Source organism: Streptomyces sp. NPDC007872, assembly GCF_042868165.1.
Taxonomy (GTDB): Bacteria; Actinomycetota; Actinomycetes; order Streptomycetales; family Streptomycetaceae; genus Streptomyces.
In genome coordinates this window covers 998,649-1,015,125 of sequence record NZ_JBIAEA010000002.1, presented here as the reverse complement: position 1 = coordinate 1,015,125, position 16,477 = coordinate 998,649, and the positions used below count along the sequence as shown (strand labels likewise).

10 protein-coding genes and 1 pseudogene are annotated in these 16,477 nt (G+C 71.9%); 8 read left to right on the top strand and 3 right to left on the bottom strand.

Annotation, left to right across the window (positions count from 1 at the left end; all coding sequences use genetic code 11):
- Positions 1-188: 188 nt before the first annotated feature.
- Positions 189-2,045, bottom strand: a complete 1,857-nt coding sequence (locus tag ACFYNX_RS09690; protein WP_388659425.1) for a lytic transglycosylase domain-containing protein — start codon at positions 2,043-2,045, stop codon at positions 189-191.
- Between the two features lie 254 nt (positions 2,046-2,299).
- Between ACFYNX_RS09690 and ACFYNX_RS09685 the strand changes: the two genes are divergently transcribed.
- Positions 2,300-3,199 carry a DUF4184 family protein gene (locus tag ACFYNX_RS09685; protein WP_388659422.1) on the top strand — a complete coding sequence of 300 codons (900 nt, stop codon included), beginning with the start codon at positions 2,300-2,302 and terminating at the stop codon, positions 3,197-3,199.
- A gap of 280 nt (positions 3,200-3,479) precedes the next feature.
- On the opposite strand, the pseudogene ACFYNX_RS09680 reads toward ACFYNX_RS09685, so the two are convergent.
- Together ACFYNX_RS09680 and polA are read right to left on the bottom strand one after the other, a co-directional pair.
- A pseudogene (locus ACFYNX_RS09680) lies at positions 3,480-3,818 on the bottom strand (serine hydrolase); the annotation flags it as partial.
- Between the two features lie 508 nt (positions 3,819-4,326).
- Positions 4,327-7,038: a DNA polymerase I gene (polA, locus tag ACFYNX_RS09675; protein ID WP_365540890.1), complete on the bottom strand. Its 2,712-nt coding sequence runs from the start codon at positions 7,036-7,038 to the stop codon at positions 4,327-4,329.
- A 122-nt stretch (positions 7,039-7,160) separates the two neighbouring features.
- On the opposite strand from polA, the gene ACFYNX_RS09670 reads away from it, so the two are divergent.
- The 7 genes from ACFYNX_RS09670 to ACFYNX_RS09640 all read left to right on the top strand — a co-directional run bounded on the left by ACFYNX_RS09670 (position 7,161) and on the right by ACFYNX_RS09640 (position 16,400).
- Complete coding sequence (locus ACFYNX_RS09670) at positions 7,161-9,443, top strand: FdhF/YdeP family oxidoreductase (protein ID WP_365540891.1); 2,283 nt, start codon at positions 7,161-7,163, stop codon at positions 9,441-9,443.
- Between the two features lie 114 nt (positions 9,444-9,557).
- Positions 9,558-10,061: a hotdog fold thioesterase gene (locus ACFYNX_RS09665; RefSeq protein ID WP_388659418.1), complete on the top strand. Its 504-nt coding sequence runs from the start codon at positions 9,558-9,560 to the stop codon at positions 10,059-10,061.
- A gap of 523 nt (positions 10,062-10,584) precedes the next feature.
- On the top strand, positions 10,585-11,823 hold the full coding sequence (locus ACFYNX_RS09660; RefSeq protein WP_125667027.1) for a branched-chain amino acid ABC transporter substrate-binding protein: 1,239 nt from the start codon (positions 10,585-10,587) through the stop codon (positions 11,821-11,823).
- 97 nt (positions 11,824-11,920) lie between these two features.
- Entirely contained in the window at positions 11,921-12,850 is a 930-nt protein-coding gene (locus tag ACFYNX_RS09655) for a branched-chain amino acid ABC transporter permease (protein WP_125667028.1), read from the top strand.
- 5 nt (positions 12,851-12,855) lie between these two features.
- Complete coding sequence (locus tag ACFYNX_RS09650; protein WP_365541114.1) at positions 12,856-14,685, top strand: branched-chain amino acid ABC transporter permease; 1,830 nt, start codon at positions 12,856-12,858, stop codon at positions 14,683-14,685.
- A 3-nt stretch (positions 14,686-14,688) separates the two neighbouring features.
- Positions 14,689-15,687 carry an ABC transporter ATP-binding protein gene (locus ACFYNX_RS09645; RefSeq protein WP_388659415.1) on the top strand — a complete coding sequence of 333 codons (999 nt, stop codon included), beginning with the start codon at positions 14,689-14,691 and terminating at the stop codon, positions 15,685-15,687.
- Positions 15,684-16,400 (top strand): ABC transporter ATP-binding protein, encoded by a 717-nt coding sequence (locus ACFYNX_RS09640; protein ID WP_125668508.1) that lies wholly within the window; start codon positions 15,684-15,686, stop codon positions 16,398-16,400. The genes ACFYNX_RS09645 and ACFYNX_RS09640 overlap by 4 nt, the downstream gene beginning before the upstream one ends.
- Positions 16,401-16,477 lie beyond the last annotated feature (77 nt).

Genomic DNA, 16,477 nt, shown 5'->3' with positions numbered 1-16,477 from the left:
GGGACGTGGCCGGGGAACGCGAAGCGCCGCCCCTCGCCCGGTGCGGACGGAAGGGGCGGCGCGGTGCGGCCGGGCCGGTGCCTCGGGCGAGGCGGCCGGGCCCCGGAGCCCTGATCGGCCTGCGGATGCGGTGATCAGGCCTCGGGAGCGATCGGTCCTCGGGCAGTGGTCGGGCCTCGGGGCGGTGATCAGCCCTTGGGCGTGCCGGTGGAGGTGGAGGAGTCCGTCGGCGTGGAGGACGACGAGGAGGGAGAGGTGGACGGCGAGGGGGAGGCCTCGGGCGTACCGCTCTCGGAGGGCTTCGGCTCCGGAGTGGAGGTGGGGGGCGTGGGAGTGGGCTCGGTGACCTTGAGCTCGACGAAGAGGGCGCCGCCGCCGGGCGTGGTCAGCTCGAGGAAGTACGTGCCCGCCTTGTCGCCCGCGAGGAGGTCGCCCGCCGCGAGGGTGAGGGTGCCGTCCGTGGCGGTCCGGAAGGTGGCGGTGCGGGAGGACGTGCTCTTGAAGGTCGGGCCCTCGGCGCTCGCCTCCTCGTCCGTCTGCGCGGTGACGATCCGCGCGGTGACGGGCACGCCGGGGGCGAGGGCCTCCTTGAGGGTGGCCTTTACCTGGACCTGCTGGTCGAAGGCGGTGCCGGTGGCGGCCGACAGGGCGGCGTCGCCGACGCGGACGAGGGTGTCCGCCCGGCGCTCCGTGACGGAGACGGCGAATTCGGCCGCGCCCAGGGTCCGGCCCACGACGGTGGCCCGGATCTTGAACGATCCCGTCTCCTCGCCGGCCCGCAGCGCCGGGGAGGAGGCGACGCCGGACGCGGTGGTGGTGGCGGTGACGACGGTCTTGCCCCCGGCGAAGCGGGTGTCGGTGCTCCCGACGATCTCGAAGCGGACGCTCACCTTGGCGACCGGCTTGCCCGAGGCGTCGAGCGCCGCGACCCGGGGGGTCTTCGCGAAGTCGCTGTCGGTGGTCGCGGTGAGTTGGCCGTTGGCCGCGACCGTGAGCTCCGCCACCCTCCCGGCCGGCGAAGGGGCGGGCGGCGTCGGGTCGGTGGTGGGGGGCTTGGTCGGGACGGTCGGCGGCTTGGTCGCCCCGGGCGTGGACGGCTTCGGGTTCGGGGCGCTCGGCTCCGGCGCGGGGAGCGTCGGGGAGGGGGACGTCGGCGCGGTCGGGAACGGCCTGGTGGGGTTCGGGAAGATGCCCGGGCGGCGGACGTCGCTGCGGTCGACCGGCAGCACGCCCGTGCCGTCCGGGACCTGGTGGGTGCCGCGCTTGTAGTACTCGAACCAGGACAGGACCGTGTTCAGGTACTCGGTCGAGCGGTTGTAGCTGAGGATCGCGCGGTCGAGGTCGGCCCTGAGCGCGAGGTTGCGGTCATTGGCGCAGAGGTAGAGACCGGCGGCCTGTGCCGCGTCGTAGATGTTGTTCGGGTCCTTCTTCCCGTCGCCGTTGGCGTCCTGGCCCCACGTGGCCCAGGTGGACGGGATGAACTGCATCGGGCCGACGGCGCGGTCGTGGACCTTGTCGCCGTCGTAGGCGCCGCCGTCGGTGTCGGAGATGTTGGCGAAGCCGACGCCGTTGAGGGCGGGGCCGAGGATCGGCGAGGTGGTCGTGCCGTTGCCGTCGACCCGGCCGCCGCGCGCCTGCCCGGACTCGACCTTGCCGATGCCGGCGAGCAGTTGCCACGGCAGGTTGCAGTGGGGGTCGGTCGAGCGGATCGACTGCTCGGCCCGCTTGTAGGCGGAGAGGACGGACGCGGGTATGCCGGCCTCGGCGGGGCCGGTGACCACCGGCAGGGCGATGCTCACCGTGGGCTTGCCCGGCTTGTTCAGCGGTGGCAGCTCCGTGTAGTACGGCGAGTCACCGGTCGCGGAGCCCTCGCCGGACGGCGGGGCGGTCTCCCCCGCGCCGACGGCGCGGTCGCCGCCGGCGTTGTCCGTGGTCGGCTGGATCGCCTCCGGTGCCTGCGATGCGGCGAGCGCGGCGACCGCCGCGGCCACGACCGCCCCACTGGTGGCCCCCCTGCGCAGCCGGCGTCCCATGTCCGGTGCCATATGCGTCGTTTCCTCCCCGATCGACTGCGGCCCCGCGCTCCCCGCGCGCGGCCTCCGGCGACCCTATGCCAACTCCGTACCGCCGAGTACCGGCCGGTGACCGTGTTTCACGCTTTCGTCACCTCTCGGCCGCCTGCCGACCCAACGGGGGCGGGAACCGATCGGGGTGCCCGTCGCCTCTTGCACTGCGACCGATCATGGACCGTCGGCCGTCCCCCTACGGGCCGTCGCCGTCCGAACCCCGGGAGTCCCCCTTGCCGTTCACGCTGAGCCATGCCGCCGCCGTGCTGCCCGGGCTGCGCCGGAACGGGACCGCGCGCGGGCCGCTGGTCGCGTCCGCCCTCGTCGCGGGTTCCTTCGCACCCGACATGACCTACTTCGCCGCCACGGCGTTCCCCGCCGCGATGGCCTTCGGAGACGTCACGCACTCCCCCGCCGGGATCGTCACGGCCGACGTGCTGATCACGGCCGTGCTCGTCGGCCTGTGGCTGACCGTGCGCGAACCGCTCGTGGCGCTGCTGCCCGCCCGGTGGCGGGGCAGGGTGTACGGGCTCGTCGTGGGCCGCCGTTGGCGGGAGCGGCGGCCGGCCGCGCTCGCGGCGTGGTTCTTCCTCTCGGCGGTGCTCGGCGCCACGACCCACGTGGTGTGGGACTCCTTCACCCACCTCGACCGCTGGGGCACCCGCGCGATCCCCTTCCTCGGCGAGATCGTGGCCGGCTTCCCGGTCTACCTCTACGCGCAGTACGGGGGTTCGGCGCTGGCCCTGCTGCTCCTCGGACGGTTCGCCGCCCGGGCGCTGCGCGCCACCGCGCCCGGGGCGGGGCTCCCCGCCGGCGTGCCGGTCCCGGACCGGCGCGGGCGGCTCGTCGCGGCCGGGCTCGTCGGCGGCTGCGTCCTCGCCGGGATCGCCCACCGGGTGCTGCGCTGGGCCGCGTACTGGGGCTGGGACCGGATCGAGACGCCCCTGGACGTCATCCCGACGGCGTGCTTCGGGGCCGGCGCCGGACTCGCCGTCGGGCTCGTGCTGTACGGGGCGGGGGCGCGGCTCCTTGGAGCGCCGCCCGCTCCCGGGGCGGGGGCCCCGGCTCTCCCGGACGCGGAGGCGGAGGCCCCGGCGTCCCGGCCGGAGCGCTCCCGTCCGGGACCTCGCTGACCTCCTCCGGGGGCGTGAAGTCGCGGGCCGCCGCGCTCCCGGAGAGTCTGCGGTGCACGGCCAGGGCGACCCCCTCCAGGGTCCGGATGCCGTACCGCATGGTGGGGTTGCCGTGGCTCAGGAGGGCCAGCCGGTAGTCGGTCGCGGAGGCACCGCCCACCCGGGCACCCGCACCCGCTCCCGTACCCGCGCCCGTACCGATCCCTGCACCCGTGCCTGCGACCGTACTCGCCCCAGTGCCCCCGTCCCCTCCCCCGCCCTTCCCCTTGCCCGCGGCCGCGCGCACCACGCCGACGCTGTGGACGCGCCAGGCGTGGGTGGCGCGGGGCAGCCAGCCGTTCTTGAGGTGGACCTTGACCGTGCGGGGCGCGCCCGAGGTGACGCCCCAGGCCTGGTCGCGGACGACCTGGCCCATCAGGGACAGCGCCTCGGCGCGGCGGGACACCGCGGCGAGGAGGGCGAGTTGGTCGCGGGCGGTGGTGCGGGTCAGTCCCCAGTAGCCGCCGTGCCCCGGGACGGTGTCCCTGGCCCCGACGTCGCGCAGGACCCTGGTGAGGCGGGCGCGGGAGAGCCCCTGCCACAGTTCGCCGGCCGCCTTGTTGTCGGAGCGGGTGATCATCGCCCTCATCCGCTGGGACTCCAGGCGGGTGGGCGCGCGGCCGAGCTCCGCCGCCCGTCCGAGGACGGCCTCCAGGACGAGGACCTTGGCGATGCTGGCGGAGTCGTACACCAGGGTGTCGTCGAGCCGGCAGCGCAGCCCCCGCGCGGGGTCGTGCAGGGCGACGGAGACCGTGCCGTCGCGGCCCTTGAGGGCCTTGGCGATGTCCTGGGACAAGCGGGAGGCGAGGGTCGGTTCGCGGGACGAGGTGCAGAGTGCGGGCGCCCGGTGCGCCTCGGCGGGCCAGACGGCGCCCGATGCCCCGAGTACGGCTCCGAGCAGGGCCCAGGCGCGAAGGCGGGCGCGGCAGCTCGTGATCATGCTGCTCAGTTTCGTGAGCCCGGGCGCCGGAACGCCCTCCGGAGTGGTCCATCCGGCGCACACCGCCCCACCCCCGGGGCCCGCACGGCGGCCGCCCGCCCGCCCCCGGTCCCGTACGGGAGCCGTACGGGACCGGGGGCGGTGCGCGTCAGTGCGCGGCGGAGTCCCAGTCCCGGCCGACGCCGACGGAGACGTCGAGCGGGGCGCGCAGGTGGGCCGCGCCGGACATCTGCTCGCGGACCAGGGCCTCGACCTGCTCGCGCTCGCCGGGGGCGAGTTCGAGCACGATTTCGTCGTGGACCTGGAGGAGCATCCGGGAGGTGAGGCCCGCTTCCGTGAGCGCCCGGTCGACGTTCAGCATGGCGACCTTCACGATGTCGGCGGCCGTGCCCTGGATGGGGGCGTTGAGCGCCATCCGCTCGGCGGCCTCGCGGCGCTGGCGGTTGTCGCTGTTGAGGTCGGGCAGGTAGCGGCGGCGGCCCAGCATCGTCTCGGTGTAGCCGGTGGCGCGGGCCTCGTCGACGACCCGGCGCAGGTAGTCCCGCACCCCGCCGAAGCGCTCGAAGTAGGTCTCCATCAGGATCCGGGCCTCGGCCGGGTCGATGGTGAGCTGCTGGGCGAGGCCGAAGGCGGAGAGGCCGTAGGCCAGGCCGTACGACATGGCCTTGATCTTGCGGCGCATCTCGGCGTCGACGGCGGACCGCTCGACGGCGAAGACCTGGGAGGCGACGGTGGTGTGCAGGTCCTCGCCGGAGGTGAAGGCCTCCAGGAGGCCCTCGTCCTCGGAGAGGTGGGCCATGACCCGCAGCTCGATCTGGCTGTAGTCGGCGGTCATCAGGGCCTCGAAGCCCTCGCCGACGACGAAGCCGTGCCGGATGGCCCGGCCCTCGTCGGTGCGCACCGGCACGTTCTGCAGGTTGGGGTCGGTGGAGGACAGGCGGCCGGTGGCGGCGACGGTCTGGCTGAAGGTGGTGTGGATCCGGCCGTCGGCGGCGATCGTCTTGATCAGGCCCTCGACGGTGGAGCGGAGCCGGGCCTGCTCGCGGTGACGGAGCATGATCACGGGCAGTTCGTGCTCGGTCTGGCCGGCCAGCCAGGCGAGCGCGTCGGCGTCGGTCGTGTAGCCGGTCTTGGTCTTCTTGGTCTTCGGGAGGTTCAGCTCGCCGAAGAAGACCTCCTGGAGCTGCTTGGGCGAGCCGAGGTTGAACTCGTGGCCGACGGAGGCGTGCGCCTCCTTCACGGCCTGCTGGACGGCGCCGGCGAACTGCTGCTCCATGGCCTCCAGGTGCTCGCGGTCGGCGGCGATGCCGTGCCGCTCCAGGCGGGCGAGGAGGACGGAGGTGGGCAGCTCGACCTCGTGGAGGAGCTCGCGGGCCCCGACCTCGCCGAGCCGCTCGTCGAAGGCCCCGCCGAGGTCCAGGACGGCGCGGGCCTGGGCCATGAGGGCCTCGGCCTCGGCGGTGTCGTCGGCGCCGAAGGCGAGCTGCCCGTCGGAGGCGGCCGCGGGGGCCAGCTCGCGCCCGAGGTACTCGATCGAGAGCGCGTCCAGGGCGAAGGAGCGGCGGCCGGGCTTGACGAGGTAGGCGGCGAGGGCGGTGTCCATGGTGACGCCCGCGACGCTCCAGCCGTGCTCGGGGAAGACCCGCAGGGCGCCCTTGGCGTTGTGCATGACCTTGGGGCGGTCGGGGTCGGAGATCCACGCGGCCCAGGCCCGCTCGTCGGTCTCGTCGAGCTCGCTGGGGTCGAACCAGGCGGCGGCCCCCCCGGCGGCGGCGAGGGCGACCTCGGAGACGTTTCCGGTGCCGAGCGCCCAACTGTCGACGGTGGCGACGCCGAGGGGCCCGGTGCCGTGCTCGGCGAGCCAGGGGGCGAGCTCGCCGGCGGCCAGGACGGAGGCGTCGAGCTCGACGCCCGCGGCGGGCGCCGGGGCGTCCTCCTCGGCGGAGCCCGGGTCGACGGCGAGGAGCCGCTCGCGCAGCGAGGGGTTGCGGATCTCCAGGGTGTCGAGGACGAGGGCGACGGCCGTCCGGTCGTAGGGCTCGCGGGCGAGGTCGGCCACCGTCTTCGACAGCTCGACGTCCCGGACCATCTCGGTCAGGCGCCGGTTGAGCCGCACCGACTCCAGGTGGTCGCGGAAGTTCTGCCCGGCCTTGCCCTTGACCTCGTCGGCGCGCTCGACGAGCTGGTCGAAGGAGCCGAACTGGTTGATCCACTTGGCGGCGGTCTTCTCGCCGACGCCGGGGATGCCGGGCAGGTTGTCCGACGGGTCGCCGCGCAGGGCCGCGAAGTCGGGGTACTGCGAGGGGCTCAGGCCGTACTTCTCCTGGATCTTCTCCGGGGTGAAGCGGGTCAGCTCGGAGACGCCCTTGGTGGGGTAGAGCACGGTGACGTGGTCGGTGACGAGCTGGAAGGAGTCCCGGTCGCCGGTGACGATCAGCACGTCGAAGCCCTCGGCCTCGGCCTGCGTGGCGAGGGTGGCGATGACGTCGTCCGCCTCGAAGCCGTCGACGGCGAAGCGCTGCGCGCGCATCGCGTCGAGCAGCTCGCCGATCAGCTCGACCTGCCCCTTGAACTCGTCGGGGGTCTTCGAGCGGTTCGCCTTGTACTCGGGGAACTCCTCGGACCGCCAGGTCTTGCGGGACACGTCGAACGCGACCGCGAAGTGCGTGGGGGCCTCGTCGCGCAGCGTGTTCGCCAGCATCGAGGCGAACCCGTAGATCGCGTTCGTCGGCTGCCCGGTCGCGGTGGTGAAGTTCTCCGCGGGCAGCGCGAAGAACGCCCGGTACGCGAGCGAGTGCCCGTCCATCAGGAGCAGGCGGGGGCGGGTGTCTGCGGTGTTCTTCGATGCTGTCTGGGCCACGGGACGATCCTGCCACGGCCCACCGACAATCCCCTCCTCACCGGCCGGGGTGCCGGGCTGTCGGTGGCGCGTGACAGGATCGGAGACGTACGCCGCAGGACGACCGCTCAAGGGAGAGCGCGATGGTCAGCAAGCCGCCGGCCGGTGACCCGGTCCAGGACGCACCGCAGGTCACGCCGCCGCAGCACGCCGCCGCCGGGCTGCCCGCCGTCGGGCACACCCTGCGGATCGCCCGGGAGCAGATGGGGTCCCTGCGCACCGCGCGGACCCTCCTCAGGGTCAACCAGAAGGACGGCTTCGACTGTCCCGGCTGCGCCTGGCCCGAGGAGGACAGGCGGCACGTCGCGGAGTTCTGCGAGAACGGCGCGAAGGCCGTCGCCGAGGAGGCGACCCTGCGCCGGGTCACCCCGGAGTTCTTCGCCGCGCACCCGGTCGCGGACCTGGCGGAGCGCAGCGGGTACTGGCTGGGCCAGCAGGGCCGCATCACGCAGCCGATGCTCCTTCCCGAGGGCGGCGACCGGTACGAGCCGGTGACCTGGGAGCGGGCCTTCGGGATCCTCGCCGAGGAGCTGCGGGCCCTGGACTCCCCCGACGAGGCGCTCTTCTACACCTCGGGCCGCACCAGCAACGAGGCGGCGTTCCTGCTCCAGCTCTTCGCCCGCGAGTTCGGCACGAACAACCTGCCGGACTGCTCCAACATGTGCCACGAGTCGTCGGGTTCGGCCCTGACGGAGACCATCGGCGTCGGCAAGGGCAGCGTCTCCCTGGAGGACCTGCACCGGGCGGACCTGATCGTCGTGGCCGGGCAGAACCCGGGCACGAACCACCCACGGATGCTGTCCGCCCTGGAGAAGGCGAAGGCCGCGGGCGCCCGGATCATCTCGGTCAACCCGCTGCCGGAGGCCGGCCTGGAGCGGTTCAAGAACCCGCAGACCCCCCGCGGCATGCTCAAGGGCGCCGCGCTCACCGACCTCTTCCTCCAGATCCGGATCGGCGGCGACCAGGCCCTCTTCCGCCTCCTCAACAAGCTGGTCCTGGCGACCCCGGGAGCGGTCGACGAGGAGTTCGTGCGCGAACACACCCACGGGTACGAGGAGTTCGCGGCGGCCGCGGAGGAGGCCGACTGGGACGAGACCCTGGCGGCGACCGGTCTGGAGCGCTCCGAGATCGAGCGGGCCCTGGAGATGGTCCTCGCCTCGGAGCGGACGATCGTCTGCTGGGCGATGGGCCTCACCCAGCACAAGCACTCCGTGCCCACCATCCGCGAAGTGGTCAACCTGCTGCTCCTGCGCGGCAACATCGGGCGGCCGGGCGCGGGCGTCTGCCCGGTCCGCGGCCATTCGAACGTGCAGGGCGACCGGACGATGGGCATCTTCGAGCGCCCCGCGCCCGCGTTCCTCGACGCCCTGGACAAGGAGTTCGGGATCGTCTCGCCGCGCCACCACGGCTTCGACGTGGTCCGCTCGATCCAGGCGCTGCGCGACGGCGAGGCGAAGGTGTTCTTCGCGATGGGCGGCAACTTCGTGGGGGCGACGCCCGACACGGAGGTGACGGAGGCGGCGATGCGCCGGGCCCGGCTCACCGTCCACGTGTCGACGAAGCTGAACCGCTCGCACGCGGTGACGGGCACGCGCGCGCTGATCCTGCCCACCCTCGGCCGCACCGACAAGGACGTCCAGAAGGCCGGACGGCAGTTCGTGACGGTCGAGGACTCGATGGGCCTGGTGCACTCCTCCCGGGGCAACCTGCCCCCGGCGAGCCCGCACCTGCTGTCCGAGCCGGCGATCGTGGCCCGGACGGCCCGCGCGGTCCTCGGCGACGGATCGGCCACGCCCTGGGAGGAGTTCGAGGCCGACTACGCCCGGATCAGGGACCGCATCGCGCGCGTGGTGCCCGGCTTCCAGGACTTCAACGCGCGGCTCGCGGCGGACCCGGGCGGCTTCGCGCTGCCGCACGCCCCGCGCGACGAGCGCCGCTTCCCCACGAAGACCGGCAAGGCCAACTTCACGGCCGCGCCCGTCGAGTACCCGAGGGTGCCGGAGGGCCGGCTGCTCCTCCAGACGCTGCGCTCGCACGACCAGTACAACACCACGATCTACGGCCTGGACGACCGCTACCGGGGCATCAAGGGGGGCCGCCGGGTCGTCCTGGTGCACCCGGAGGACGCGGCGGCCCTCGGCCTGGCCGACGGGGCGTACGCGGACCTGGTGAGCGAGTGGAGGGACGGCGTCGAGCGGCGGGCGCCCGGCTTCCGGGTGGTGCACTACCCGACGGCCCGGGGGTGCGCGGCGGCCTACTACCCGGAGACGAACGTCCTGGTGCCGCTGGAGTCGACGGCGGACGTCAGCAACACCCCCGCGAGCAAGTCCGTGATCGTCCGTCTGGAACAATCCCCTTCCACCTGAGCGAACGCTTAGTACGCTCAGGTGGAAGCGACGCGACCAGCGCGATCGGCGCGACCAGCGCGATCGGCCGGATCGCGCCGGTCAGAGCCGCACGAAGACGAACGGAGCCGGGCCATGGGTGAGCAGCAGCACGTGAAGTTCCCGCAGGAGGTCATCGACGAGTACGCGGCGCTCGGCGTCGACCTCCCGGCCCTCTTCTCCGCGGGGCACCTCGGCAACCGGATGGGCGTGCAGATCCTGGAGGCCTCGGCCGAGCGGGTCGTGGGCACCATGCCGGTGGAGGGCAACACGCAGCCGTACGGGCTGCTGCACGGCGGGGCGTCGGCGGTGCTCGCCGAGACGCTGGGCTCCGTCGGGTCGATGCTGCACGGCGGGGTCTCCCGGATCGCGGTCGGCGTCGACCTGAACTGCACCCACCACCGCGGGGTCCGCAGCGGCCTGGTGACCGGCGTGGCGATCCCGGTGCACCGCGGGCGGTCCACCGCCACGTACGAGATCGTGATCTCCGACGAGCAGGACCGGCGGGTCTGCTCGGCGCGCCTGACCTGCATGCTGCGCGAGGTCACCGCCAAGGACGCGGAGAACGTCCCGGACGCGGGGGCGGGCGCGGACGCCTGAGACCCGCGCGGGCGGGAACGGCGGAGGGGACGACAACCATCGGGTGTCGTCCCCTCCGCCGTTCCCGCCTCGCCGCCGATCACTCTCCGTGATCTTCGCGCGAGGGGGAACCTCCCGAACCGGAGGCGCCGGTTCGTCCGCTGAGGTTTCTGCCACTGTCCGATATCCGGAGAGTCGCGCGAGGCGCCGGTCAGGACCAAGAATCACTCAAGCCCCTTAGCGGAACTGCGCGTTCTCACTATGTGAACACCGCGTAAAGAACACCTTTGCCCCGATTTGCCCACCCGTCGCGCACACTCTTTCCCCGTCGGCATAACAAGACAGTCACATCCTGACCTCGCCGCTCCCCGACCCTCCCCACCTGCGCTTAGAGTCACCGCCAGTCACCGCGCCGCCGGGCGCGTCCTACTGCACGGCCCTGTACCAACCCAGTACGGCCCGGCGTTCCAAAACGGCACCCCTCGCTCCGCAGCTTCACGGCACCACCTCGTCCGAGGGGGCCGCGCCAGGGAAAGGACCCTTCGTGCGAAACCGTTCGTTGCTCATACTCACCACCGCGGTCACCGCGGGAGCGCTCACCCTCACTGCCTGTGGTTCGCGCGACGACAAGGGCGGCGCCGGCAACGGCGACAGCGGCAACGTCACCGTCACCATCGGCCTCGACGCGCCGATCACCGGTGAACTCTCCGCCCTCGGCCTCGGCATCAAGAACTCCGCCGACCTCGCGGTCAAGACGGCCAACAAGAAGGAGTACGTCAAGGGCGTCACCTTCAAGCTGGAGTCCCTCGACGACCAGGCCCAGCCCTCCGCCGGCCAGCAGAACGCCACCAAGTTCGTCGCCGACAAGACCGTCCTCGGCGTCGTCGGCCCCCTGAACTCCTCCGTCGCCGAATCCATGCAGAAGGTCTTCGACGACGCCAAGCTGGCCCAGGTCTCCCCGGCCAACACCAACCCCGCCCTGAGCCAGGGCGTCAACTGGAGCACCGGCGACAAGAAGCGCGGCTACAAGTCGTACTTCCGCACCGCCACCACCGACGCCATCCAGGGCCCCTTCGCCGCCCAGTACGTCGTCAAGGAGGCCAAGAAGACCAAGGCCTTCATCATCGACGACAAGAAGACCTACGGCGCCGGCCTCGCGGGCACCTTCAAGACCGAGTTCGAGAAGCTCGGCGGCAAGGTCCTCGGCACCGAGCACATCAACCCCGACACCAAGGACTTCTCCGCCGTCGCCACCAAGGTCAAGAGCTCCGGCGCCGACGTCGTCTACTACGGCGGCGAGTACCCCGCGGCCGGCCCCCTGGCCAAGCAGATCAAGGAAGCCGGCGCCAAGGTCACCGTCGTCGGCGGCGACGCCCTCTACAGCCCCGAGTACGTGAAGCTCGCCGGCGCCACCGCCGCCGAGGGCGACTTCGCCACCTCCGTCGGCGCCCCGATCGAGACCCTCGCCTCCGCCAAGGAGTTCCTGGCCAACTACAAGGCCGAGAACTACAAGGAGGCCTACGAGGCCTACGGCGGCTACTCCTACGACTCCACCTGGGCCATCATCGAGGCCGTCAAGAAGGTCGTCGACGGCAACGGCGGCAAGCTCCCCGACGGCGCCCGCGCCAAGGTCGTCGAGGCCCTCCAGGGCGTCTCCTTCGAGGGCGTGACCGGCAAGGTCTCCTTCGACGAGTTCGGCGACACCACCAACAAGCAGCTCACCGTCTACAAGGTCCAGGGCGGCGCGTTCAAGCCCGTCAAGTCCGGCACCTTCGGTAGCTGACCCCACCCCACACCCAGCACCACCCTCACCGCGCGGGGCGCCGCACCAGGCTCCCCGCGCGGTGTCACATCCGTCGAAAGTCTCGGAGGACAATGCGGTGAACGAACTGCCGCAGCAGCTGGTCAACGGCCTGCTACTGGGATCCATGTACGGGCTGGTCGCCGTCGGCTACACGATGGTCTACGGCATCGTCCAGCTCATCAACTTCGCCCACGGCGAGATCTTCATGACCGGCGGCTTCGGGGCCCTCACGGTCTGGCTCATCCTTCCCGGCGGCACCAGCATGTGGGTGGCACTCCCCCTCATGATCATCGGCGCCGTACTCGTCGCGACGACCATAGCCGTCGGCGCCGAACGACTCGCCTACCGCCCGCTCCGCGGCGGCCCCCGCCTCGCCCCCCTCATCACGGCCATCGGCCTCTCCCTCGCCCTCCAGCAGCTCGTCTGGTCGCTGTACCCGGAGGCCAAGTCCGCCCGCACCTTCCCGCAGATCCCCGGCGGCGCCATCGAACTCGGCCCGATCACCATCCAGACCGGCGACGTCTTCCTCCTCGTCGCCGCCCCCATCTGCATGGCCTTCCTCGCCTTCTTCGTCATGCGCACCCGCACCGGCCGCGGCATGCAGGCCACCGCCCAGGACCCCGACACCGCCAAGCTCATGGGCGTCAACACCGACCGCATCATCGTCATCGCCTTCGCCCTCGGCGCCGCGATGGCCGCCGTCGGCGCCGTCGCCTACGGCCTCAAGTACGGCGTCGTCGACTACAAGATGGGCTTCCTCCTCGGACTCAAGGCCTTCACCGCCGCCGTCCTCGGCGGCATCGGCAACATCTACGGCGCCATGATCGGCGGAGTCGTCCTCGGCATCGCCGAGACCATGGCGACGGCCTACATCAGCCACATCCCCGGTATGGAGCAGCTCGGCGGCCAGTCCTGGGCCGACGTCTGGGCCTTCGTACTCCTCATCGTCGTACTCCTCGCCCGGCCCCAAGGCCTCCTCGGCGAGCGCGTCGCGGACAGGGCGTGAGCACCATGACCACCATCTCCGAGAACCCCCAGGCAGCAGCGGCCCCCGAGCCCGCCGAAGCCACCGGCCTCATCGGCCTCATCCCCGCCAAGACCGCCCGCCTCCTCACCGCGGGCGGCGGCGCCCTCACCGTCGCGAGCTGCTTCCTCGCCTGGACCTGGACCCCCAGCTTCCCCGGCGACCTCACCTTCTACGGCTCCCCCGGCGGCCTCCAGCTCCAAGTCCTCGTCACCGGCCTGCTCACCACCCTCTTCGCCCTCTCCACCTACGGCGTCAAGGGCACCCGCTGGCTCACCCCCGCCGGCGGCGACGCCGCCCTCCGGCTCGCCGCCATCGCCAACTTCGCCATCGCCTGGTTCACCGTCGGCGCCATCAGCATCACCCTCGGCGGCCCGATCAACCTGGAGCCCGGCGGCGCCGTCGTCGCCCTCGCCTCCCTGATCGCCCTCCTCGGCGCCCTCGCCCTCCCCTTCGAGCGGCCCAAGCTCCTCCCCAAGGACCCCGAGGACACCGGCTGGGACCAGTTCAAGCACCAGGCCGGCAACGGCTGGACCACCTTCAAGGCCGCCTTCGCCACCGGCCCCGTGCGACGGCTCCCCCCGCTGCACTCCTCCGTCGAGATCCTCATCATCACCGGCGTCCTCGCCGTCGCCCTCGGCATCTTCACCTACGGCGTCGGCACCGAGTACGACGAGCTGTTCCTCGGCTTCCTGATCACCACCGGCATCGGCTTCGCCGCCGTCAACAAGTCCGGACTCGTCCAGCAGGCCACCCAGCTCACCGGCAAGCACCAGAACCTCACCATCGCCGGCGCCTTCACCGCCGCCGCCCTCTTCCCCTTCACCCAGACCGACGACCAGTACGCGACCCTCGGCGTCTACATCCTGATCTTCGCCACCGTCGCCCTGGGCCTCAACATCGTCGTCGGCCTCGCCGGCCTCCTCGACCTCGGCTACGTCGCCTTCCTCGGCGTCGGCGCCTACGCGGCCGCCCTCGTCTCCGGCGCCCCGACCTCCCCCTTCGGCGTCCACTTCCCCTTCTGGGCCGCCGTCCTGGTCGGCGCAGCGGCCTCCCTGGTCTTCGGCGTCCTCATCGGCGCCCCCACCCTCCGCCTGCGCGGCGACTACCTCGCCATCGTCACCCTCGGCTTCGGCGAGATCTTCCGCATCGCCGTCAACAACACCGACGGCACCTCCGGCCCCGACATCACCAACGGCTCCAACGGCATCGCGTCCATCCCGAACCTCAACATCTTCGGATTCGACTTCGGCGCCGAACACGTCATCGCCGGCTTCACCATCGGACGCTTCGCCAACTACTTCTTCCTCATGCTGCTGATCATGGTGGTCGTCGTGCTGGTCTTCCGGCGCAGCGGCGACTCCCGCATCGGCCGCGCCTGGGTCGCCATCCGCGAGGACGAGACCGCCGCCCTCGCCATGGGCATCAACGGCTTCCGCGTCAAGCTCATCGCCTTCGCCCTCGGCGCCGCGCTCGCCGGCCTCGCCGGCACCGTCCAGGCCCACGTCACCTACACCGTGACCCCCGAGCAGTACCTCTTCGCCGGCCCCATCCCGCCCAACTCCGCCTTCCTGCTCGCAGCCGTCGTCCTCGGCGGCATGGGCACGATGAGCGGCCCCCTGGTCGGCGCCTCGCTGCTCTTCCTCATCCCGAACAAGCTCCAGTTCATGGGCGAGTTCCAGCTCCTCGCCTTCGGCGTCGCGCTGATCCTCCTCATGCGCTTCCGCCCCGAAGGCATGATCGCCAACCGGCGCAACCAACTGGAGTTCCACGAGAAGGACGAGACGCCCGCCACGCTCGCCAAGGCAGGTGCCTGAACCATGACCACCACCACCAAGACCGCCGACACCACCCCCGCCCCCACCACGGGCGAGACCGTCCTCGACGCACGCGGCGTCACCATGCGCTTCGGCGGCCTCACCGCCGTCCGCGACGTCAACCTCACCGTCAACAGCGGCGAGATCGTCGGACTCATCGGCCCCAACGGCGCCGGCAAGACCACCTTCTTCAATTGCCTCACCGGCCTCTACGTCCCCACCGAGGGCGAAGTCCGCTACAAGGGCAAGGTCCTGCCGCCCACCTCCTACAAGGTCACCGCCGCCGGCATCGCGCGCACCTTCCAGAACATCCGCCTCTTCCACAACATGACCGTCCTGGAGAACGTCCTCGTCGGACGCCACACCCGGATGAAGCAGGGCCTCTGGTCCGCCCTCCTCCGCCTCCCCGGCTTCCGGAAGGCCGAGGCCGAGGCGTCCCAGCGCGCCATGGAACTCCTGGAGTTCATCGGCCTCCAGGACAAGGCCCAGCACCTCGCCAAGAACCTCCCCTACGGCGAGCAGCGCAAGCTGGAGATCGCCCGCGCCCTCGCCAGCGACCCCGGCCTCATCCTCCTCGACGAGCCCACCGCCGGCATGAACCCGCAGGAGACCCGGGCCGCCGAAGAACTCATCTTCGCCATCCGGGACATGGGCGTCGCCGTCCTCGTCATCGAGCACGACATGCGCTTCATCTTCAACCTCTGCGACCGGGTCGCCGTACTCGTCCAGGGCCAGAAGCTGATCGAGGGCGACAGCCAGACCGTCCAGAGCGACGAGCGGGTCATCGCCGCGTACCTGGGCGAGCCCGTCGAGTCGGACCCGGCCCCGGCCCCCGCCCCCGCGGCGGAGACCACCCCGGAGACCACCGAGGCCGACACGGCCGACGAGACCCCCGAGGCCTCCGCCGACGAGACCCCCGAGCCCCCCGAGGCACCGGCTTCCGACCCCGCCTCGGAGGACACCCCGCACGACCCTGCTTCGGGCAAGGAGAACGACGCATGACCGCACTGCTCGAAGTCGAGGACCTGCGCGTCGCCTACGGAAAGATCGAGGCCGTCAAGGGCATCTCCTTCTCCGTCGACGCCGGTGAGGTCGTCACCCTCATCGGCACCAACGGCGCCGGGAAGACCACCACCCTGAGGACCCTCTCCGGCCTCCTCAAGCCGATCGGCGGCCAGATCAAGTTCGAGGGCAAGTCCCTCCGCAAGATCCCCGCCCACAAGATCGTCTCCCTCGGACTCGCCCACTCCCCCGAGGGACGGCACATCTTCCCCCGCATGTCGATCGAGGAGAACCTCCTCCTCGGCGCCTTCCTCCGCAAGGACGGCCCCGGCATCGCCAAGGACGTCCAGCGCGCCTACGACCTCTTCCCCATCCTGGGCGAACGTCGCAAGCAGGCCGCCGGCACCCTCTCCGGCGGCGAACAGCAGATGCTCGCCATGGGCCGGGCCCTCATGTCCCAGCCCAAACTGCTCATGCTCGACGAGCCCTCCATGGGCCTCTCCCCGATCATGATGCAGAAGATCATGGCGACCATCGCCGAGCTCAAGGCCCAGGGCACCACCATCCTGCTCGTCGAGCAGAACGCCCAGGCCGCGCTCGCCCTCGCCGACCACGGCCACGTCATGGAGATCGGCAAGGTCGTCCTGTCCGGCACCGGCCAGGACCTGCTCCACGACGAGTCCGTCCGCAAGGCGTACCTCGGCGAGGACTGACCCTCCCCGACCCCACGGAAGCCGAAGGCCCGCCCCCACAACGCCGTGGGGGCGGGCCTTCTCCCGTACGTACGGAG

What these genes read in the sequence shown, in the direction of transcription:
- ACFYNX_RS09690 (WP_388659425.1), bottom strand. Translation starts at nt 2,045, where the DNA reads ATGGCACCGGACATGGGACGCCGGCTGCGCAGGGGGGCCACCAGTGGG.
- ACFYNX_RS09670 (WP_365540891.1), top strand. Translation starts at nt 7,161, where the DNA reads ATGGTCAGCAAGCCGCCGGCCGGTGACCCGGTCCAGGACGCACCGCAG.
- ACFYNX_RS09665 (WP_388659418.1), top strand. Translation starts at nt 9,558, where the DNA reads ATGGGTGAGCAGCAGCACGTGAAGTTCCCGCAGGAGGTCATCGACGAG.
- ACFYNX_RS09650 (WP_365541114.1), top strand. Translation starts at nt 12,856, where the DNA reads ATGACCACCATCTCCGAGAACCCCCAGGCAGCAGCGGCCCCCGAGCCC.
- ACFYNX_RS09645 (WP_388659415.1), top strand. Translation starts at nt 14,689, where the DNA reads ATGACCACCACCACCAAGACCGCCGACACCACCCCCGCCCCCACCACG.
- ACFYNX_RS09640 (WP_125668508.1), top strand. Translation starts at nt 15,684, where the DNA reads ATGACCGCACTGCTCGAAGTCGAGGACCTGCGCGTCGCCTACGGAAAG.